The 22,432-nt window shown below is 33.9% G+C and carries 19 protein-coding genes and 1 pseudogene; 3 read left to right on the forward strand and 17 right to left on the reverse strand.

What is annotated here, in order from left to right; genetic code table 11:
- Positions 1-746: 746 nt before the first annotated feature.
- Together ACFX5D_RS08455 and ACFX5D_RS08460 are read left to right on the forward strand one after the other, a co-directional pair.
- Positions 747-2,909, forward strand: coding sequence for a TonB-dependent receptor (locus tag ACFX5D_RS08455; protein ID WP_379857793.1), 2,163 nt, complete (start codon positions 747-749; stop codon positions 2,907-2,909).
- 253 nt (positions 2,910-3,162) lie between these two features.
- A complete protein-coding gene (locus ACFX5D_RS08460; protein ID WP_379857794.1) occupies positions 3,163-3,396 on the forward strand; it encodes a hypothetical protein in 234 nt (77 codons plus the stop codon).
- Positions 3,397-3,419: 23 nt separating this feature from the next.
- Here the strand turns inward: ACFX5D_RS08460 and ACFX5D_RS08465 are convergent, their stop codons facing one another.
- Positions 3,420-5,594 carry a TonB-dependent receptor family protein gene (locus ACFX5D_RS08465; protein ID WP_379857795.1) on the reverse strand — a complete coding sequence of 725 codons (2,175 nt, stop codon included), beginning with the start codon at positions 5,592-5,594 and terminating at the stop codon, positions 3,420-3,422.
- A gap of 25 nt (positions 5,595-5,619) precedes the next feature.
- Positions 5,620-6,717 (reverse strand): cytochrome-c peroxidase, encoded by a 1,098-nt coding sequence (locus ACFX5D_RS08470; RefSeq protein WP_379857796.1) that lies wholly within the window; start codon positions 6,715-6,717, stop codon positions 5,620-5,622.
- 274 nt (positions 6,718-6,991) lie between these two features.
- On the opposite strand from ACFX5D_RS08470, the gene ACFX5D_RS08475 reads away from it, so the two are divergent.
- On the forward strand, positions 6,992-7,732 hold the full coding sequence (locus ACFX5D_RS08475; RefSeq protein WP_379857797.1) for a tyrosine-protein phosphatase: 741 nt from the start codon (positions 6,992-6,994) through the stop codon (positions 7,730-7,732).
- Between the two features lie 695 nt (positions 7,733-8,427).
- Here the strand turns inward: ACFX5D_RS08475 and ACFX5D_RS08480 are convergent.
- The 15 genes and pseudogenes from ACFX5D_RS08480 to ACFX5D_RS08550 form a co-directional block, all read right to left on the reverse strand.
- Complete coding sequence (locus ACFX5D_RS08480; protein ID WP_379857907.1) at positions 8,428-10,278, reverse strand: polysaccharide biosynthesis protein; 1,851 nt, start codon at positions 10,276-10,278, stop codon at positions 8,428-8,430.
- A 299-nt stretch (positions 10,279-10,577) separates the two neighbouring features.
- Complete coding sequence (locus tag ACFX5D_RS08485; protein WP_379857798.1) at positions 10,578-11,717, reverse strand: DegT/DnrJ/EryC1/StrS family aminotransferase; 1,140 nt, start codon at positions 11,715-11,717, stop codon at positions 10,578-10,580.
- Positions 11,718-11,825: 108 nt separating this feature from the next.
- Entirely contained in the window at positions 11,826-12,392 is a 567-nt protein-coding gene (locus ACFX5D_RS08490; RefSeq protein WP_379857799.1) for a sugar transferase, read from the reverse strand.
- 26 nt (positions 12,393-12,418) lie between these two features.
- Positions 12,419-13,372, reverse strand: coding sequence for an MraY family glycosyltransferase (locus ACFX5D_RS08495; RefSeq protein ID WP_379857800.1), 954 nt, complete (start codon positions 13,370-13,372; stop codon positions 12,419-12,421).
- A gap of 62 nt (positions 13,373-13,434) precedes the next feature.
- On the reverse strand, positions 13,435-14,304 hold the full coding sequence (gene rfbA / locus ACFX5D_RS08500) for a glucose-1-phosphate thymidylyltransferase RfbA (RefSeq protein ID WP_379857801.1): 870 nt from the start codon (positions 14,302-14,304) through the stop codon (positions 13,435-13,437).
- Between the two features lie 158 nt (positions 14,305-14,462).
- A complete protein-coding gene (gene rfbD / locus ACFX5D_RS08505) occupies positions 14,463-15,323 on the reverse strand; it encodes a dTDP-4-dehydrorhamnose reductase (RefSeq protein ID WP_379857802.1) in 861 nt (286 codons plus the stop codon).
- A gap of 249 nt (positions 15,324-15,572) precedes the next feature.
- On the reverse strand, positions 15,573-15,893 hold the full coding sequence (locus ACFX5D_RS08510) for a nucleotidyltransferase domain-containing protein (protein ID WP_379857803.1): 321 nt from the start codon (positions 15,891-15,893) through the stop codon (positions 15,573-15,575).
- A gap of 1 nt (position 15,894) precedes the next feature.
- Positions 15,895-16,289 (reverse strand): annotated as a pseudogene (locus ACFX5D_RS08515) (nucleotidyltransferase substrate binding protein).
- Between the two features lie 147 nt (positions 16,290-16,436).
- Complete coding sequence (gene rfbC, locus ACFX5D_RS08520) at positions 16,437-16,985, reverse strand: dTDP-4-dehydrorhamnose 3,5-epimerase (RefSeq protein WP_379857804.1); 549 nt, start codon at positions 16,983-16,985, stop codon at positions 16,437-16,439.
- Between the two features lie 50 nt (positions 16,986-17,035).
- Positions 17,036-17,935 (reverse strand): NAD-dependent epimerase/dehydratase family protein, encoded by a 900-nt coding sequence (locus ACFX5D_RS08525; protein ID WP_379857805.1) that lies wholly within the window; start codon positions 17,933-17,935, stop codon positions 17,036-17,038.
- A gap of 15 nt (positions 17,936-17,950) precedes the next feature.
- Complete coding sequence (locus tag ACFX5D_RS08530; protein WP_379857806.1) at positions 17,951-18,697, reverse strand: glycosyltransferase family 2 protein; 747 nt, start codon at positions 18,695-18,697, stop codon at positions 17,951-17,953.
- A 9-nt stretch (positions 18,698-18,706) separates the two neighbouring features.
- On the reverse strand, positions 18,707-19,414 hold the full coding sequence (locus ACFX5D_RS08535) for a glycosyltransferase family 2 protein (protein ID WP_379857807.1): 708 nt from the start codon (positions 19,412-19,414) through the stop codon (positions 18,707-18,709).
- 23 nt (positions 19,415-19,437) lie between these two features.
- Positions 19,438-20,283, reverse strand: a complete 846-nt coding sequence (locus ACFX5D_RS08540; RefSeq protein WP_379857808.1) for a glycosyltransferase family 2 protein — start codon at positions 20,281-20,283, stop codon at positions 19,438-19,440.
- Between the two features lie 45 nt (positions 20,284-20,328).
- A complete protein-coding gene (locus ACFX5D_RS08545) occupies positions 20,329-21,357 on the reverse strand; it encodes an EpsG family protein (protein ID WP_379857809.1) in 1,029 nt (342 codons plus the stop codon).
- An 8-nt stretch (positions 21,358-21,365) separates the two neighbouring features.
- The gene (locus ACFX5D_RS08550; protein ID WP_379857810.1) at positions 21,366-22,418 is read right to left on the reverse strand and encodes a glycosyltransferase family protein; all 1,053 of its coding nucleotides are present in this window, start codon (positions 22,416-22,418) and stop codon (positions 21,366-21,368) included.
- Positions 22,419-22,432 lie beyond the last annotated feature (14 nt).

Consider the following 22,432-nt stretch of genomic DNA (forward strand, 5'->3'; position numbering starts at 1 on the left):
CAAAGGGTAAAAGAAATGAGAAAAGCCAATAATCTCGCAAAAGAATAAATATTTCTAAAATTAGGTAAAGGCGTCAGTTTTATGGGTAAAATTGAATCATAATGTAAAAATGCTAAGTCTAATAGTAAGCATTCAAATGAAATCACTGAAATTTTTAATTGTCCTCCAAAAGATTTTTGGCCTGTTAAGGAGTTGTGATAATTTAGCGTACAGATATATAAAAGATGCGGAGAGGCATCTGTATGTTTTGATTAGAAAATCGTTTATGATTATAACTTAATCCTTCATTTATGAATTGCGGTCAATGTACCAACAAAATAAAATTATAGTTTGTACATTTGTGGCAATGAAAAGTTATACTAAGATAGTACTTCTAATTCTGATATCGTGTTGCTATGCCAATACCATATTTGAATTTTCAGATATCGAGGAGAAGGCTAATTTTGAAAATGAAAGCCACGCCTATATTCAACAATTTAATAACCAGATTTTTGTAAACAGTGTAGCGCAAAGTATGCCGCATTGCGTCATTAATTATGACAGGCCAATTCAATTTCATTTAAATGGAATTATACCTGCATCTAAATGCATATCATTTTATAAAAGCTCTTTCTTTCCAGAACGGGATAAGTTTTTTATTCTATATTCTTCTTTCTTGATTTGATGATTTTCTGATTTGACTTTTTTGGCAATTGCTACGCAGTTGTCGGTTTCACTATTTCAGAACAATTCTATTTAAATTCAAAATGAAAAAAATAATATTCCTTCTTTTGCTATTTCCATTTTTAGCAACAGCCCAAAACACTTTTAAAGCCATCATCAAAGATGAAAAAACAAAAAAAGCACTTGACAGCGTTTCCGTATTTCTAACTGGAACTCAAAACGGCTCCACTTCTGATGAAAAAGGATTGGTAGTAATTGAAAACATTCCCAGCGGTAAGCAAACAATTGTTTTCAGCTCTTTTGGTTACCTAAAAATGGAAAAAAATATTTTATTCCCTCAAAATGAAACTATTGAAATATTTTTAGAACCAACATCGGAAGAATTAGAAGAAGTTAAAGTTACTTCAACAAGAAGTAGCCGAACAATAAAAAACACTCCAACTCGAATCGAAGCGATTGTTTCGGGCGAATTAGAAGAAAAATCTTCAATGCAACCAGGGAATATAAAAATGTTGCTTACTGAAAGTACAGGAATTCAAACGCAACAAACTTCCCAAGTTTCAGGAAGTGCGAGTATTCGTATTCAAGGTTTAGACGGAAAATATACGCAACTTTTACAAGATGGATTTCCTTTGTATTCAGGTTTTGCAAGTGGTTTGAGTATTTTGCAAATTCCACCATTGAATTTAAAACGGGTAGAAATTATCAAAGGTTCCACTTCAACACTTTATGGTGGCGGAGCCATTGCGGGATTGATAAACTTGATTACAAAAGAACCAACCGACACAAGAGAAATTTCATTTTTGGCGAATATAAATCAAACTCAAGCGTTGGATTTAAGTGGTTTTTATACTGAAAAATACAAGAAATCCGGACTTACAATTTATGCTTCAAGTAATTCTCAAAAAGCAACCGATGTAAATTACGATGGCTTTTCGGATATTCCAAAATTCGAGAGATTTACGATAAACCCAAAATTTTTCTATTATCCAAACGAAAAAACAACATTTAGCTTCGGTGTTAATGCAGGATTTGAAAACCGAATAGGTGGAGATATGGAAGTGATTTATAATAATAATACAGATGCTACACATACTTTTTTTGAGCGAAACAATAGTAACCGATATTCAACACAAGCAAAGTTTGAAAAAACATTTGTCAATAAAAATATATTGACAATTAAAAATAGTATTGGTTATTTTAATCGCAAAATTCAGAAGCAAGCATATAATTTTGAGGGTCAGCAAGTAGCCACTTTTACAGAAGCCAATTATCTCATTCCAAACGAAAAATCAGAATGGAATTTGGGAGCCAATTTAGTTTCGGATAATTTCAAACAAATTAATTTAATCGCTGATAAATTAGATTATTACAATGCAGCTTTAGGAGTTTTTGCTCAAAACAATCTGAATATAACTGAAAAATTTATTTTGGAAAGCGGTTTACGTTTAGAGATTACAAACAGAAGTAATGTTTTTGTTTTGCCTCGTTTGTCGTTACTGTACAAAATCAACGAAAAATTATCTTCAAGATTTGGCGGTGGTTTAGGCTACAAATCACCTACCATTTTCTCGGAAGAAACCGAAGAAAAAGCGTTTCAAAATATAAATTCACTGGACTTTTCAAAAGTCAATTCTGAAAAATCATATGGATTAAATGCAGATGTCAATTACAAAACTATCCTTTTTGAAGAGCTAAGTTTTGCCATAAACCAAATGGTTTTTTACACCATTATCAAAAACCCGTTGGTTCTTAATCCAATTCCGTTTTCTATAAATTATGCCTTTAAAAATGCCAACGGAATTATAGAAACTAAAGGATTTGAAACAAACGTAAAGCTTCGTTTTGAAGATATTTCCTGTTACATTGGTTATACCTACATTGACGCAAATAGAAATTTTAATAACACAACAACTATAAACCCTTTAACGGCAAAACATAGAATAAATGCAAATGTAATGTATGAACGGGAAGAGAAATTGCGAATCGCTTACGAAGTTTTTTATGTTGGGAATCAGTATTTGACAAATAACGAAAAAGTTGGGGATTATTGGGTTATGGGAGTTTCTGGAGAATCCAAATTAAAGTATTTCAGCATATTTTTGAATCTTGAAAACTTTTTGGACAGCCGACAATCGAAATGGGAAAACATGTATTCGGGAACAATTCAAAATCCACAATTTAGAGAAGTTTACACGCCAACAGACGGATTTATATTGAATGGCGGAATTAAAATTAGATTGTAACGGTTTGGATATAAATACGAAACAACGACGGATAAATAACACTCTAAAAGAGATGCCTAGGCATCTCTTTCTATTTTATAGCGGTAAGTAAGACTTATCAAAAAGGATTGTGTAACTTTTGTGTTGATTGCAAAAAAATATTTCAACTATATCAGCATCATCACCAATCGTAAAAATTTGCTTGATATTCGGCAAACCCGATTTTAAAACATTTTAATTCCACCAACAGACACACCGACCTTTAGACAAGTATATGCACCACTTCAAGGACGAGTTTTTAATGTGGCGTTACGAGTTAAATTTATCCAAAGTATGGCTTGCTCATTTGCAGTTTTTTAACGCAGCAACCATCGCTAAAAAAATATATAATGAGCAAGTAAACCAACGCGTCAAGACAGCGGACTTTGGGCAAACATGGTACATCAAAGTATATCGATACCTTTCTGAAATAAAAAACACGCATATCAAAAAAGAAATGTGTGTTTAAAAATTGAAATATAAGTACTTTGTTTACTGAAATTTAGCTGTAAATCCAAGATAAAAACTTCGTCCCACGGCGGGTATAATACCTGGCCCAGGATATTCATCGGTTCTGCGAGTGAAATAGGATTTGTCTGCCAAATTATTAGCGCCTAATTTGATTGCGAAATTTTGTAATTTGTAGGAAGCACTCCAGTCCAAAACCGTGTAGGCAGGAATATAACCCGCAACCGGATCTTCGCTAGTCATGACATTGGAAGCATCTCCAAAAGCATCTCCAACATAATTGTACTGTAAAGTTGTCGATAATTTACCAGTGCTAAAAATTAAACCTACACGGTTTATCGTTTTGGCGGCGGCTTCAACTCTTTTTCCTTTAAATTCTCCTGTGGTGTATTTGGCATCTACATAGGAAAAGGAATTGAAAATACTGAAGCCAAAATCAGATTGGGAGTTAAAGTATTTTAGAATGTTAAACTCGATATAACTTTCGATTCCTTGGTGTACACTATTGGCAATATTTTTTCTGATAGAATAATAATCTCCAGTAATTGGATCGGTTGCTAATGTTACCCCGATACGGTTGTTGTACGCCATGTAAAATCCTCCAATGTCAAAATTAAGGTAGTTCCTGATGGTTCCTCTGTAGCCTAAATCACTATTAAATCCTTTTGCATCTTTCAGGTTAGGGTCTATTCTTGAACTCGTGCCAAAAGGTTCTAACTGGCTGTAATCTATCGGACGGTATGCCTGAGAAATATTGGCATAAAGACTAGTATTTTTTCCTGGTTTTAACTCCAATCCAAGCCCCGCCAGTGCAAAAGTTCTATTTCTAACTTCATCTGTAAGCTGTACGTCGCCTTCTACTTCTTTATGTCCTTTGGCACTACTTCTTAAATATTCAAATCGAAAGCCAGGGGTGATGGTAAAATTTTTGTAGAGTTTAAAAATATTTTCTACAAACGGAGCTAGATTTGCAGTACTAAAATCCAAGTCATACCCCCAATCGCCTGTTATGGATAAATCAAAATCACTATTTGTCGTTCCTTCTCCGCCTCCTTGGCGCTTAAACCATGCATAACTTTGACGGACACCACCAGCAAAAGTTGATTTTTGACTCCCTAAAGTATAATTTTGGGAATAGCGTACTTCGGTTGTAGTATTGTTCATTTTTTCGATACCTACTTCTCTTGAGACATAGGTTCCCGTTATTGGGTCGATACCATCTGTGGCTTCGGCTCCTCCATCTTCATTTCTCCAAACCAAAGAACGACCACTAAATAAATAGGTAGATTTAATGCTCAAAGTACTGTTTTCCGAAGGCGTATAATTGGCGTAAGCCGTAATGATATTCCAAGGGCTTTTTAGCCAGTTTCGTGCTCTTGTAGAAGCTTTTGGATTAGCATAAAATAAACTGTCAGTTAAACCTCCAGGCATTTTTATTTTATTTCGAAGCAAAGAATATTCAACACCAAAATTTAATTTTTCAGAATGATTGTATTGTATTTTCCCAAATCCCGAAACTTGCGATTGCTGACTATTGGGTCTGTACCCTTCCATATTACGGTATTGTAAGAAACCGTAGTAACCTATTTTTTTATAATTCCCGCCAACAGAATTGAAGGAATTAAACAATCCATAATTCCCTATTGTTTGTGAGGTGATAAATTCAAAAGGTTTGTTTTTTGGAGCATCCTTAGTAACATAATTGACTAAACCCCCAAACTGTGATCCAAATTGCAACGATGCGGCACCTCTAACCATTTCGATACGATTGACAGCTTCCATTGGCGGAATGTAATACGATTCATTATAACCATAAATATCAGCACTGATGTTGTACCCATTCTGTCTGGTATTCATCTCTACACTTTGTGACGGATTAAGTCCACGTGTTGCAATTCCATTGGCAGTAAACCCGCTACTCTCTGTTTCTACAATATTTAAACCGGGGATTCTTCCTAGTATTTGTCTGGTATTATTGACTGCTTTATTGGCATCGAGACTGTCAACAAGAATGATTTCACTTTTTTTACCAGCGTAAATGATTCCGTCTTTACTATCGGGCAAGTGACCAATCCCATTTACGGTTTTAAAGCCTTTGACAATAACTTCTTTCAGGGAGTATTCGGTATTTTCTTGTGCTTTTATGGTTTGTAATCCCATTAAAGTGAGAAAGGTAAAAATTATTTTATTGAAATTCATATTGTGGTTTTTGTAGTATTAAAAATTATTTTCGGTAATGATCGGTAAGCGTTCCAAGAAATGTTTCTAGTTGACTTTCTTCTTGGGCAGTCATTTTTAAATTACCTAATTCATCTCTATTTACGTTTTCAAGTACTTCGGGAGTAGCAAATTCGCTTGGGTTTACATCTCGAACATTATAGAAATGAATGACTTCTTTTAAGGTTTTAAAGGATCCGTTATGAAAATATGGCGATGAAATAGCAATGTTTCGTAATGTTGGAACCCTAAATTTTCCGTTGTGTTCTGGTTGCGAAACGACAGCGCCGATGCCCAAATCAATAAAGTTAGCTCCAGCAGGATTTATGGCTGTTGATTGGTTGTAAAATGGATTTTTTTCGTTTCTGGGCACTCCTATATTATCATAGCTGAAATCCGTAAACAAAATTTTCCCCGTTCTTTCGTCAGGTTCTAAAACGTGGCATTGTGCACATTTTCCTTTTCCTTGAAAAATGGCTAATCCTTTCTTTTCATCCTCCGTAAATTTGATCAACTGTTTGTTGAAATAGTCAAATTTTGAGGTAAAAGAATTCACTTCTTTTGATGTTTCAAAAGATGCTAATGCATCGGCAATGTAGGATATCAATTCTTCATCTGTCTTTGCTACACCGTACTCCTTTTCTAATTCAAAAAAGTAAGAAGCTTTTTTTATTTTGAAAACAAGATTTGCAATACTACCATTATTCATTTCTACTGCACCAATAAAGGGATGAATGAGTTGTTCTTTTAGGTTTGGAGATCTTCCATTAAGAAATAAGCCTCCAATATAAGTCTCATCTGTAGTATTGTAGCTACGCTCCGGCGAAAATACATTATAGGCTAAATTTGGAGAATTGATGTTTGCGAAAGCTCCTGTTACAGCGCCTTCTGAAATGTCTTTGTGCAAAGGATCACTGAAGCCAGTTTCAGGCGCATGACAAGAAACACACGCTTGACCAATAGGATTGGAGAGGTTTTTATCGAAGAAAATTAATTTTCCGATCGCTGTTTTATTGTTAGCAACAGGTACATATTCGGAATCATAAGTACAACTAGATAGTGTTATCATGACTACTAATCCAATTAAAAAGTATTTTTCATTCATTTATTTAGAATAATTAAAAATAACATCACAAATATAAAGTTCCATTTTTATATCAGCAAACTTATTTAGACTAAATATTAATACTGTTTTAAATAAATTTTATAGTAATACATAAACCAAAAAAACACAAATTTCTGCACCACAAAAACAACACCGCAACCCTAATTACCTATCCTAATTCAAGCCAATCAGTAAACCCCGAATAGTAATCACTGAATACTGATCACGGAACACTAAAAACGGAACACTAAACATTTTTTTCTACCTTTGTCTAATGTTTACATTCTTCAAATCAAAACCCGTACTTAAAGATTTAATTCCTGATGGTCATATCGACATTCATTCCCATCTTTTGCCGGGTATTGATGACGGTGCTCGAACTTTTGAGGATACGTTACGGCTTACACAAGCACTACAGGGCTTTGGGGTTTCCCAGTTTATTACTACACCTCATATTATTCAGTATGTTTGGGACAACACTCATGATCAAATCCATTCCAATAAAGAAACTACCGTTTTAAAATTAGAAAAAAACAAAATCACGGTTCCCTTTAATGCTGCAGCTGAGTATTTGATGGATGATCAGTTTGTACATCTTTTCCAATCTCACGAATTGTTAACATTGAAAGCTAATTATGTATTAGTCGAAATGTCTTACATCAATGCACCGATCCAATTGTATTCCATACTTTTTGACTTGCAGGTGGCAGGCTATATTCCGGTTCTAGCCCATCCGGAGCGTTATCTCTTTTACCATAATAATTTCAGTGAATACGAAAAATTAAAAAGAGCGGGTTGTTTATTTCAATTAAATTTACTGTCGGTTGTAGGCTACTATGGCGCCGAAATCACTAAAATATCGGAGCAATTGCTACAAAAAGGAATGTACACGTATGTAGGCTCCGATGTACATCATAACAATCATATTGCTGCTTTTGATCAAAAAGTAAAAATAAAAGACTTGGCCCCATTAAAAGAAGCAATAACGAACAATCAGTTTTTCAAGTTAGTGTAAATTACAGTTCAACTACTATTGCTTTTAATAGAAGTTTAACAATACATCCCTCTTGTAATTACTGCTTTGAATCTTATAATAATAACTATCTAGTTTAAAAATAGAAAAAAAGTTAGTGAAATAGCAATTTCAGCGCTAGCCGCAGGGAGTCACCACCTAGCCGACAGATAAAGTACTATCTATCTAAACGTAAACTTTTTTAACTCGCCCTTACATAAAAAGCATTAAAAAACAACGAAGAAGTGAAGGTAGCACTCCTCGAGTTAAGTCCTCAAGACAAACGGCTCAGGGTGCGGAGCGGAACTTTAAGGTAGTTTTTAAGTTTTTTATTTTCAGGCTTGAAATCGAAAATTCATGAATACCAAAAAACAATAATAACCCATCAATATTTTTTGTTTCTATTGAAATCAAATATTTACGAACTCCAATAAAGTATTACCAGGTGAGTAATCAAGACAAAAGAAAAGATTCATGAATGCCAAAAAACAATAATAAGCCACAAACATCTTTTGCTTATTTTAAAATCATAGATTCACGAACTCCAATAAAGTACTAACTCATCTGCAATCAAGACAAAAGAAAAAATTAGTGAATAGCAAAAAACAATAACAACACCCTTTAGGCGTGGTGTAAACAAAAAAAGTCTGCAAAGAACTAATTCATTACAGACTTTTTTTCAAAACCTTTGTTTTATATTACTTATCCAATAATTGAAAAGTAGAATTCATACTTATAAATTCAGGTACAATTTTTTTCATTTGCATTACAATTTCATCATTTCCAAAAGAGTTTGCTTTTTCTATAAGTTCTTCAATATCAGTATGTAATGTTTCAAACTCATCTTGAATTTCCTCGGCGATCATAATTTTTTCGTGATGCGTAGCTACTGTTTTTGAAGTGTCATTAAGCAATTCCTCAAATAATTTCTCCCCTGGTCTTAAACCAACAATTTGAATTTTAATATCCCTATCCGGTATAAATCCGGCCAACTTGATCATCTTTTTAGCCAAATCAATAATTTTAACCGGTTTCCCCATGTCAAAAATATAAATTTCCCCTCCGTTCCCCATAGACCCCGCCTCTAAAACCAATTGACACGCTTCAGGTATAGTCATAAAATACCGAATAATATCCGGATGAGTAATCGTCACAGGACCTCCTGCAGCGATTTGTTTGGTAAACAAAGGCACTACAGACCCATTAGAACCTAAAACATTTCCAAAACGGGTGGTGATAAATTTGGTAACATTTTTATCTCCTTCATTTTGAACTTTTAACTGCAACGACTGGACGTATTTTTCAGCAATTCTTTTACTGGCCCCCATTACATTACTTGGGTTTACTGCTTTATCAGTAGAGACCATTACAAATTTCTTAACCTTATACAAACAGGACAAATCGGCAATGTTTTTAGTCCCTTCTATATTGGTAAGAATCGCTTGTGAGGGATTCTCTTCCATCAAAGGCACATGCTTATAGGCTGCGGCATGGTATACCACCTGAGGAAGATGCGCTCTGAAAACCATATTCATGGCACTTTTATTCCTTACATCCGCAATTACAGTGTGTATTTTTGTATTGGAACCTGTATTTTGCATTTCTAAATACATATGATGCAACGGTGTTTCAGCCTGATCTAAGATAATGATTGTTTTAGGATTAAAACTTAATACCTGTCGCACAATCTCACTTCCAATAGACCCGGCAGCACCGGTAATCAGGACAGTCTTATCCTTCAACTGCTTAGATATTGATTTATTATCTAATACAATAGGTTTTCGCTCCAGTAAATCTTCAATTTGGATGCTCTTTACTTTTTGTGATATCTCTTTTTGATTTTGCCAATCTGAAATAAGAGGCACTGTAAAAACACTATAATTGAATTCTAAACACTGGTCTACGATGGTTAATTGTTCTTCTTTAGACATGCTTTTATCGGCAATGATAACTGCCTGAGCATTTACGGAACGCATGAGTGGTGGCAATTTTTTCTTTTTAATTAATATAGGAAGATCCAACATTCGTTTTGTAGCGTTCTGATTATTTTTATCGACAAATCCAACAATTTTAAAACGAGAAGGTGTTTCAAATTTTAGGGCATTCGCTACGGATATGGCATTGGCATCCGTACCATAAATAATAGTCCGTATTAATTTTTCTTTTCCAATTTCAGAGAAATAAGCCTCAAAAGTTTGTTTAATTATGACCCTATACAAGAACAAGCCGCAAAAGGAAAGCACAATATTGATAAAAAAAGCAGTATTTAAAAATGCTTTTACACCATATAAAAATTCATATACCAAGTTAAACAAAAGAAATAGCACCAGAACAGCCATTTGTGAAAACAAAAGCTTCACCGCATCAATATAAGAAGAATGTCTGATAATTCCGGAATAGGTTCTAAACAACCAGAAAAAGAAAAGGTTAACACTAAAAAAAGCGCAAATAAACATAGCCGTGTGCGGTGTGATGACATAGTCTAATCCCGTTCCCTTAAATATCAATATAGTAAAAAAAAAGGACAATACTAAGACGGAGAAATCCATCAAAACAATTACCCACCTGGGCAGATAACTTAAGTTGTAAATGTTAAATTTCAAATTTGCTCTTGAAAAAAAATTTGACTTTACCGATGATGAACTAGTATTTTCAGTGGTATCCAAAATTTATTTTTTTTAAAAGATTAATGCCTTTGTATCAACAAAAATAAGATTAAATAAGTTAATAAAGGAAAATGAAGCAATCCATTTCGTTTTTTTTGATTAAAAAAAAAGAAAAAAGATGAACATCACTTTATTACGATTAGTTAAAATTTATGTTTTATTTAAAAATAAAGTTCTTATTTCTAGCGTCGAAATAAATTTACAATAACCGATTTTATCCGATCTCGATCCCCATCAGAAAGATTGGAACCGGAAGGCAAACAAAGGCCATTGTTAAAAAGTGTTTCAGAAATAGTGCTACCATAATAAGAATAACTGCAAAAAACAGGTTGCAAATGCATCGGTTTCCATAAAGGTCTGGATTCTATATTTGCTGCTTCTAATGCCAGTCGCAAAGTTTCCCTGCTTATCCCATTGGTTTCCATGGGATACACTAAAATAGTGCTCAACCAGTAATTCGAAAAATAATTAGTATTGGGCACGCTGAACACGGTAACGCCTTCTATGTCTTTAAATAAATCGACATAAAATGCATGCATATTTCTTCTCAAGTCAATATGATCCTGCAAAACTTCCATTTGACCGCGACCAATACCGGCGCAGATATTACTGATTCTGTAATTATAGCCTATTTCACTATGCTGATAATGTGGCGCAGCATCCCTTGCCTGTGTAGATAAAAAAATTGCCCTGTCTTTTATTTTTTTCGAGTGAGTGACAATCGCTCCTCCACCTGACGTGGTTATTATTTTACTTCCATTAAAAGAAAAAATGCCAATATCTCCAAAAGTACCACACTTTTTACCCATGTAGCTACTTCCCAAAGCTTCTGCACTGTCTTCAAGAATGGGAATGGAATACTTGTCGGCCACCGCTCTTATAGCATCAATTTTATAAGGAACACCATACAGATGAACCGCTATTATTGCTTTTGGTTTTTTACCTTTAGTTATACTGTTTATGATAGCTTCTTCCAGCGCAATTGGACATAAGTTCCAAGTTTCAGTCTCACTGTCAATAAAAATAGGTGTTGCCCCTTGATATAAAATGGGGCTTGCCGATGCTGAAAAAGTCAAACTTTGACATAGTACAACATCCCCTGACTGAACCCCTAAAAGAATTAAACCTAGATGAATTGCTGCGGTACCGGAGTTCAAAACCGCTACATTGTCAGAACCTAGGTAAGTTTCCAAGTCTTGCTCAAAAGAATTTATATTATTGCCTGCAGGAGCAATCCAGTTCGAGTCAAATGCTTCTTGTATGTATTTTTGTTCGCCACCTCCCATATGTGGGGACGATAGCCAAATTTTGTCTTTGTGCATCTTCTTAAAATAAAAACGATACAATCGTATTATGCTAAATTAAATAAAATTAAACTACAACTGTCATTGCAATTCTATATTCTAAACTGTTGGTTACACTAAACCTTTCTAAAAAAAAATAAACCAAATTGTTTTCAAAATAATCCTGATATCTCCCCAAAAACTGCGATGGCAATAATAGTCTAAATTTAACTGCACCTTATCCGGAAAAATGGTCTTATTGTTATACAGTAAAGGCACTACTTGTTTTTCTAACAATTGGGCCTCATTATTGTATTTTAAAGCCGCCTCACTTGTTAATCCTGGCTTCAATTCCAAAATTTTTCGATTTTCACCTTCTAATAAATCATAGTAACCAGGCAAATCTGGTCGTGGCCCTACAACGCTCATCTCCCCTATTAAAATATTAAAGAGCTGAGGCAACTCATCTAGTTTATAGCCACGAAGAAACTTCCCTATTTTTGAAATACGGGCATCGCCGGAAGACGATGAAACTTGAATGGTACGGAGTTTGTAAATTTTGAATGGGATACCAAATTGGCCAATACGCGCCTGGAGGAAGATTCCATTGGTACGGGTATCTATAACTGCGAGCAGCCAAGAAACCAATACAACCCAAAAAAAGAAGAGAAGTATGAAGAGGGAGAAAATAATATCAAAGAAACGTTTTACCATGATAAAAAATCCAAGCGAAAAACGAATTAATAATTTCTCAAAACCATTTTACGAGTGACGAAATTTCGGACCAGTAAATACATAAAGGTTAATAGTACTAGAAATCCACCCATAAAGAGCAGGGTCAAACATCCTCTGGCGTCCATATAAATAACCAGTATATTAATTATTAATTGCAGTGCTGCGTAAATAAAGGCAACTAGAATGTGCGAATAACCCATTTCATTGGCAAGATATTGATACAAATGGGAACGATGCGGCTGAAATATATTTTCTTTTTTAAGCAAACGGCTGATAATGGTAATAACAGCATCAATCCCATAAACAGCAAAGAAAAGTGTAAATCCGAACTGTCCGGATTCTATAATTGTTTTTATCATAAAATAACCCAGAAACAGGGCCATACTGATACTGCCTACATCTCCGGCAAATGTTTTAGCTTTTTTTCGAACATTAAAAAATCCAAAAGCAACACAGGATAATCCCATGGTAATTAACAAAGGTAAACTCGCTTCATTTAGGGGTAAAAAAGAAAAACTGACTATTGCGGTTAATGCATATAAAACCGTTATTCCGTTAATGCCGTCCATAAAATTAAAAGCGTTTACCCAACCTATCAGTAATACAAATACAACTGGAAGCATCCAAAGGGATTCTGAAAACAAGTTTAACTCATAAAAAACCAAGCCAACTGCGATAAAATGCGATACAAATCGAGGCAATTGGGATAACGGCTTAATGTCATCAATAAAGCTAACCACCGCAACCATTACTACCGCAAGGGTTACTGCCCAGGAAACGTATCCCAAAAAAAAAGCGATACTAATAGCTATCGGAAAAATAATCCCTCCTCCTCTTAAAGTAATGGAAGTGTGGGATGACCTACTATTGGGTTTATCAATGATATTGTATTTATCCGCAATTTTGAAATAAACAAGTTCAGTACCAACCAATAAAATAATTAATGCAATGTATACCATATCTTAAACTATATGTAATCTATAACCTGAAATCAATTATCTAAAAACTGCGTCCGAAATGCTTACAACTTGTGTTTCAACAAGCCCAAAAGGTACTCCCCATAACCTGATTTTTTCAAAGGTTCAGCTAAATCCTTCAGTTCTAGCTCTGAAATAAAACCCTGTCTCCAGGCAATTTCTTCAATACAGCCCACTTTCAGTCCCTGACGCTCTTCAATAACCTGTACAAATTGTCCCGCTTGCATCAGACTATTGAAAGTTCCGGTATCTAGCCAGGCCGTACCTCGGCTTAAAATGCCCACTTTCAACGCACCTTTTTCCAAATATACTTTATTCACATCAGTAATTTCATATTCCCCACGAGCACTTGGTTTAATATTTTTGGCTATTTCCACCACCGAATTGTCATAAAAATACAAGCCGGGTACCGCATAATTTGATTTGGGTTCCAAAGGTTTTTCTTCAATAGAAAGTGCTTTGAAATTGACATCAAACTCAACAACACCGTAGCGTTCCGGATCCGAAACATGATAAGCAAAAACAACCCCACCCTTCGGATTAGTATTGGAACGCAACAACTCATCCATATTGGACCCAAAGAAAATATTATCGCCTAAAACTAATGCTACGCTGTCTTCACCAATGAATTTTTCTCCAATAACAAAAGCCTGAGCCAAACCATTAGGAATAGCTTGCTCCGCATAACTGAATTGACAACCTATTGACGATCCATCCCCTAATAATTTTTTGAAATGGGGTAAATCATGTGGCGTCGAAATAATTAATATTTCGTTGATTCCTGCCATCATCAAAGTGGACAATGGATAATAAATCATCGGTTTATCATAAACCGGCATCATTTGTTTGCTCATTGCAAGCGTTAACGGATGCAAACGGGTTCCAGAACCTCCAGCTAATATAATTCCTTTCATTTATATTTTATATTTTGTAATTATCATTTAATGGACTACTCGTAAATTTATTTCCGCTCCCCTTTAGGGCCGGGGTAATAATTCTATTTATAATTAAGTGCTAGATTTTCAGCTTTCTTTGGGGCCGGGTTTAAACGAGAATCATATCACTTTCGACTTTAAACTAAACTATTAAACTTCAAACTCTTTTTCAGACTTTCCTTGTAATCCGGCACACTAATACCATACACCCGCTTAATTTTTGTTTTATCCAATAAAGAATACGCAGGACGTTTGGCAGGAGTTGGATAAGCCGATGAGAGAATCCCTTTCACTTCACAACTATACCCATCAATTTCCTGGATTGCCAGAACAAAGTCATACCAGCTGATTTCTCCTTCATTCGAATAATTATAGATTCCGGCAATCCACTCTGGTGCTGTTACAATAGTCATCATGGCCTGAGCCAAATCGGCAGCATACGTTGGGGATCCAATCTGATCGTTGACCACACTGATCGTATCTCGTTCTAGCAATAATCGCTGCATGGTTTTCACAAAATTGTTTCCAAATCTGCTATACACCCATGAAGTTCTGATGATAATTGCATCGGGATTTGCTTTCAAACAAGCTAACTCTCCCGCTCTTTTGGTTGCTCCATACACATTTACAGGTTGCGTTAGGGCCTCCTCGCTCAATGCGAAAGCTGATGTCCCGTCAAAAACATAATCGGTGGAAATATGAATTAGTTTTACAGAATGATCTTCTGCATATTGGGCAATAATCCCAACAGCCGAATGATTAACAATATCCGCTAATTCGTGTTCTGTTTCCGCTTTATCAACGGCAGTATAGGCACCACAATTCAAAATAATATTTGGAGAAATTGCCTCTACTTGAATTTGTAAAATCGACAAATTATCCAAGGAAACTTGCGTTCTGTCTGCAAAAATCCATTCGAACTGAGGGTAGTTTTTAGACAATACCATCAGTTCAGAACCCAATTGTCCTTTGGCACCGGTAACTAGTATTTTTTTCATTTTTATTTTTTCAACGCCAAAAACATTTGGCATAAAAGATTTCGGTTACCCTTTTATATTTAATAAACCGACTGATCTACAAACTAACTTTATTTTTTAGCTAAAGCTTCAGAAATTTACCTTGCTAATCTGGCTTTCAAACTTAATGATTAAAATTAACTCCTAATCTAATTGACAACTTTAAACGGTAAATTTTTAAACAATAAAACATTTTTTAAGACTTTAAGCAATCTTAAATGGAATCGATCGTCACTCTGGACTATTTCCTCTTTTGTAAAACAATTTCCCAGCGCTATCAATATGCGAAAGCAAATCGATATTTGATATTTTTCGTTTTAGAGACAAATCTATTTTATAAGGCAGTAATAAATCATCTAATGTATTCTCTATTTCCAAAAACTCCGGAAAAGTTAATGAATTCTCGATGATTGTCAAATCAATATCAGAACCTACTTTAAAGTTAGCTTTAGCTCTAGAACCATAAATAACAACGCTATCAATTCCTTCATAGCTTGCAAAGACATCATTTATTTTGTCTATATCTTCCTGTTTTAAGCCAAATTGTATCATTCTAAAATTCTTTCATTTTTTCTTTAAAAGAGACAAACAAATCGTAATAATAATTTAATATTCTGTCTCTAATATCGTTTGCTGTACTTTCGTTATAAGTATGCGTAGATTGGTTTCTACTTTTTATCATTTCCATGCATTGTCCCCATCCTGAATCAATCCTTTTTGGAAGGCTTCTCTTGTAGCGTCTCTAGACCCCGTGATAGTCGTATTTCCCTGGTATTCAAAATAATCTTTCATTACATTCCAAGCCAACTCATGTGTAAATTCAAAAGCTTGAATCAGCCCTTGTTCTTCCAATTCATTCAAATTACCTTTCGCTATGAATTTCTGCAACTGTCCCAGTGCTTTCAGATAATTTCCAAAACGTTGTTTCCATCGAATATCTTCTTCCATAATTCAGTTCAATTTAAATGTTTTTTCTTTAATCGCCAAAAATCTTTCACTTCTCCCCTTTCATTGTCATCTTGAGCGTTGCCGAAGGATCAAAAGACACTTCTCACTCCTCACTATCACTATTTCTCACCACTCACTTCTCACCACTTAAAACTCCCAATCAATATCCTCAAAACTCGGCAAAACCAAATCCTTTTCAGAAACAATTACTTCATCAGGACTCACTTGCCAATCAATGGCCAAAGTAGGATCATCATACCGAATCCCTCTTTCGCTTTCTTTATGATACAATTGATCTACTTTGTATAGCACCGAAGCCGTTTCACTCAAAACGGAGAAACCATGGGCAAAACCGTGGGGAACCATCAATTGTTTTTTATTATCGGCACTTAAAACCACACTAAAATGCTGTCCATAAGTAGATGACTTTTTTCGTAAATCGACCGCCACATCAAGGATTTCTCCTTCTAACACCCGTACTAATTTGGCTTGGGCAAAAGGATTAATCTGCAAATGCAATCCCCGAATCACCCCGCGTTTGGAGAAAGACTGATTGTCTTGTATAAATTGATAGGGCATCCCATTTTCATGAAATTGAGTTTGATTGTAGGCTTCAAAAAAATACCCGCGCGAGTCTTCAAAAATTCTCGGAGTTATAATTACTAAATCTTGTATAAATGTTTTTTCAATGGTCATAATATATATATATTTTAAAACTGTGGATATAAATCGAATCATCCATAATACTAAATAGTACTTCTTTTTAAATAGTCAACAACTGATTCAGGATGCCAGTTTAATAACTTCCTCACTTTAGAATCATCAAACGTTAAATCGGAAGTGATTTTTTTTATTTTTAAAGAATTTAGAGGAGCTTTATCTCCCAGTAAATCGCCTACATACCCTATTAAATTTGCAATAATCAAAGGAATATTATTGGCCTTATTTCTATTTCTATGAATTAAAATCGTTGAACTTAATTCCTCAAAACTGGGATGACAACCATCCGTAAGATTATATATACCCCCTGTAAATGCAACATTTGGAATAAAAGAAGCAACATCTTGAACCAACACCATACTTTTTTTGGCTTTCCCTCCACCGATATTAAAATAATATCCATTGTCCATAGCTCTTAACATAGAACCCAAATTACCGGGTGGATTTTCACCAACCAACAGAGGCAGACGCAAAATAGTGCAAACCACATGGTGTTGTTCACACCATTTTAAAACGAGTTGCTCTGCTTCTATCTTACTTAATCCATAAGAATCTTTAGCTTCTAAAGGATGCTCTTCGTTAATTTGGATACCACTTTCTTGACCATAAACCGAAACGGAACTAATAAAAATAAATTGTTCCGGCAAACCCGTGTTTTCTAATCCTTGTAATAAATTTCGGGTGCCCGAAACATTCACATCAAAAAATTGTTTATTCTCAGCCCTCCCATTTGGAATAGCATGAGCTTTACCGGCAGCATGAATAACCAAATCAAATTTTTGATTGAAAACAGGAATTTCATTATCTAAAGAAATCTTGTAATCTCCGGAAGACCTGGACAAACTACAAAGAGTATTGTCTTTTGACAATTCTTTTACTATTGATTTTCCTAAAAAACCATTTGCACCTGTTACTAATATTTTCATTTATAGGGTAATCAACTAAATAAATTGAGCTAAACGCTTAAATATTCTTAAAGGCATTAGATAAAGTGGAGCTTGCAAATCATTATTTTTCCAAGCTTTAAGTACTTCTTTATTTTGAACAACTATGTTCGTAAAACTTTGGTTTGTAGCGCCTCCAAGTCTCATTTTAATAATCAACCTATTAAAATATTTAGACTTAAATTGGTGTTTTTTAAACATTCTTAACATTAATTCATAATCGGCAGCCAATTTGTACTGCAAATCAAATAATCCTACTTTTTTGTATACGGTATTCCTAACAAACAAGGCCGGATGTGGTGGCACGTTTGCATTTTCAAAAAAACTATTGTAATAGCTTTTTGATTTCCAATTTCGGACCACTTTATTGGTATCATCACTCTTTACATAAACTAAATTTCCATACAGGATATCTAACTCGCCATCATTAATAAATTCTTCCATAACAGCTGCGATAACTTCGGAGTCTTGGTACAAATCATCTGAATTTAATATGCCTATTACATCTCCTGTACAGGCAAGAATCCCTTTGTTCATGGCATCATACAAACCTTTATCTTGTTCAGAAATGAAATAACCAAGGTTTTCTTTGTAATCATTTATTAAATTGACAGTATTATCTTTGGATTTTCCGTCTATAATGACATATTCAATGTCGCCATAGGTTTGCGAAAGAACTGATTGAATCGCTTCCTTAATAGTTTTCTCATTGTTGTAAACAACCGTAATTATTGATATTTTCATTATATATTTTTAATTAAGTAATGATCTTTTGATTAAAAAAAAGCACAAATAAATTCTATATTTAATTTTGAACCACCTTGATGTTGCCGAAATTAATCCACCGGTCGAAACATTCCCATCATGTCTTCTGTAATAAATAAGTGTATCCTCTAATACTTTATGCTTAAAAAGAAAGGATCCCACCAAAAACAACCAATTATCATGGGTGCAAAATTGTCGGTTAGAAGGAAACGGAAGCGCCTTTTTTAAAATTTCGGAACGAAAAGCCAAACAACAGCCCAGATAGCTAAATTTAACAAGATTTCCCCAACTGCTTTTTTTTACACTTCGCAATTTAAAATAGGAATCTGAGATTACTTCATTACTGCTATTAATGAGCTTACAATCAGACACAACTAGGTCTACAAATTGAAGTTCTTCCAAACAAACACGAACTTTATTGGGATCCCAGATATCATCTTGGTCACTGATAAATACAATATCACCGCTTACTTGTTTAAGCGCATTCTCGAAGTTACTGGTATATCCTTTTTCTTCATTAAAAAATAGTTTTATTCTTGAATCTGACAATTTTTTAATGACTTCTATAGTGTTGTCTGTAGAGCAATCATCTGAAATTATAATCTCGTCATCCATACCAAGCTGATTTAATATTGAAAAGAGCTGTTCTTCTATATATTTTTCACCATTGTAGGTCGCTATACAAACTGAGATCATAAAAAAATAGGGATTAATAATTCTTATTTGATGTAAACGCCAAACTTATTATTTCGGTAATCTAAATATCCTTTTATGATACTCTTAAATTTCAAAATCTTATCATCTTCGAAGAGAATTATTTTTAAAATATCATTTATAAAGATTCTCTTTTCTGTTTGACTAAAAACAGTTGAAACAGTTTTATGCTTTTTATATACATACATTCTGTTTCGGGTAATATAATACCTGCGCAGACTGGAATGGTTGGTTACAATTGCCTTGATTGATAAAAAAGTAAGGTGCTTTGAATGACCCAATTCATGAGCCAGAATAGCATCGCGCAGAAGGGCTATCGAATAACCCGCAGCTTTTATTTTTAAACAATAATCAATATCTACATAATCAATGAATAGTTTATCTTCAAATCCGCCAATTGATCTATAGACATTTAGATTAATAAAATTTCCGGAAGTCATTACAACGATAGGAGAATTATTTTCTTTAATATATTTATCATAAACAACACCCTCAATCAGATAAGTGGGATAATAAAGCGCAATTCTATCACCTTCTATTTTAGAGATTTGACTGATAATCGTACGATCTAAATTTAAAAATTTACTATCCTGATCCATTGTCAGTAGCCATTTTACACCTTGTTGAATAGCCAATTGACATCCAATATTTAAAGCCTTTGCAATTCCTAGATTGCCTCTATTAAAAACATACTCTATCTTATCCTTTAATGGTAGGGCCTGAAACAAACTTTCATTAGAAAAATTTGAATTATCTACGATATAAACTTTCTCGACAAAATCAATATAACTGCTTATATTATCGACAATATTTGTTTCTGGATTATAGAGAACAACAACTGCAGCAACCATCTTATTATTTTTTAATTAACACTTATTCTAAAAATAATGCTTAACTTAAAATACGATCAATTTTATATAAAATAAATTGATTAGCAAAAAACACATTCCAATAAAAACGATGAGCGATTTAGAAAACCATGCGGGCTTAAAAGCATAGTAAATAAAAGGAATTAGTATAATATCTACCACAGCCAACAATTCATTAATTCTCGTTGCTATTGGCGGCAGTACAGCCAAAACCAGATATGACATAAGTGATATACAATAAATTTTCATTAAAATTGGAGTATATTTATTATAAGAAAGAAGGAGATTATATTTGGAAAGTAAAAAATAAAATATTAAAATTTTGGCTAAGAACACAAAATTAAAAACATTGATTAATATGGATTCTTCATTTCCCAATTCCATTAAGGTTTGATACATCGAAATTTTAGTTTGTATCACTGATATCGGAATAGTCGTTATTAAATTTATTCTTGAAAAATAGACTAAATATCCTATCGGTAAGGAAAGCGATAATACTTTTTTTCGCGTTTTAATGCCTAAAAACCACAAAGGCAATATTACAATAGCCGAATAATGAAACAGAAATCCTAATAATGCAAACAACAAAAATCTTTTCAAATCTCTTTCATAGATAGGCTTGATACATAATAACAAAAAGGCTGAAGCTATCCCCGCCCTGATTTGTGTCATCTCATGTAAAATAAAAAAATTAGATAAGTAGATTACTAACGACAAAAACCATAATTCTGTCAGTTGCTTAATTGCGATTAATTTAAAGCTGACACCCAGTATAGCAAACGACAAAAATAAATAAATGGGATATGGCCCTATAAGGGAATAGATGATCTTGGAGATTACAACAAACGCAGGCTCAACTACTAAAAAATCCTGGTCATGAAAATAGGTGACATAATTAACATAATCCCGGACTACTTCATCACTGCGAAAACCAGCGATTAAGATAAGCACTAATCCCAGAGCAAAAAATAATATAGTTTTGTACAGTCTTTCCTGTGGCAAAAAAAACGAAATTAAGGCAAACAAAAAAAATGCTGAAAATAAAATAAAAATCATCAAATATCTTAATTAACTGGAGATGTATTCAATAACTTTTCCCAGTAGAAATTATGTTTTTCAAAATCGATTTTCTCTTTAATTGCGGATAAAGCAGAAGGATCAAAACTATCCATAAAAATGCTCCAATCTCTAAATGGAACAAAATAGACCATGCCACTTTTTTGAAAAACATTCTTTAATTCCAGTAATGGTGTCGATAAAAAAGGAATACCGGCGGTGATATAAAAAGAGGCTTTAGTAGGATAACAAATGTTATAATAAAATCTGGATTCGTCATACGGTATTATTCCAATATCACATTTAGAAGTTAAATAATGTGCATGGTCTTCTTGAAATTTACCTAAGTAAAAAATGTTATCGGAAACCTTATTATCCAGCATCCACTCACCCCACTCACCGATAAGGATTAAAATTTCTTTTCTATTACGGAAGGTCGCAATTAAGGCCTCAATTTGTCTGCCCTTATTCAAACCGCCTGCATAAATAAACTTTGTTTCTGTAGAACTGAAACAGGGATGCAGCTCTATGGCACCGGAGAAATCTTGCACTTTATTGGAGCCATTAATGATTACCTTATAATTTAATTTATGGCTATCATCAATATATTTTCCCATTTCATGAGAGGCAAATATATATTTTGCCTGCTTTAAAGCATATAATTTATCTTGAAAAATTTGATGCGTTTCTTCAACAAACAATTCTAAATCTTTAGCTTGCTCGTAAGGTAAATCGTTAACTTCAATCGTTACGTCATTGCGATTCGTGGTGCGCTGAATTAATTTAAATACAAGGGCTCGTATCCAATTATATTTTAGAATAAGCATCGGAAATAAAACCATAAGAGTTCCTTGATGAATAAAGAAAACAGCATCCTTAGAGAACAACATAATCTTTATGACATGCAGCAAATTAACAAAACGGACAAAGGGGTTTGCGCTGTAAACAGGTACAATTAATGCATCATTTTTGGCATAATACTGTCTGAAAGCCTTATTTCGAGATTGTCCCCCATCATTAAATCCTTCCGAGAAATGCCCTATATAGTATGTTGTACTCATGTATAACAATTAAT

This window comes from Flavobacterium fructosi (assembly GCF_042787335.1).
Lineage (GTDB): Bacteria > Bacteroidota > Bacteroidia > Flavobacteriales > Flavobacteriaceae > Flavobacterium > Flavobacterium fructosi.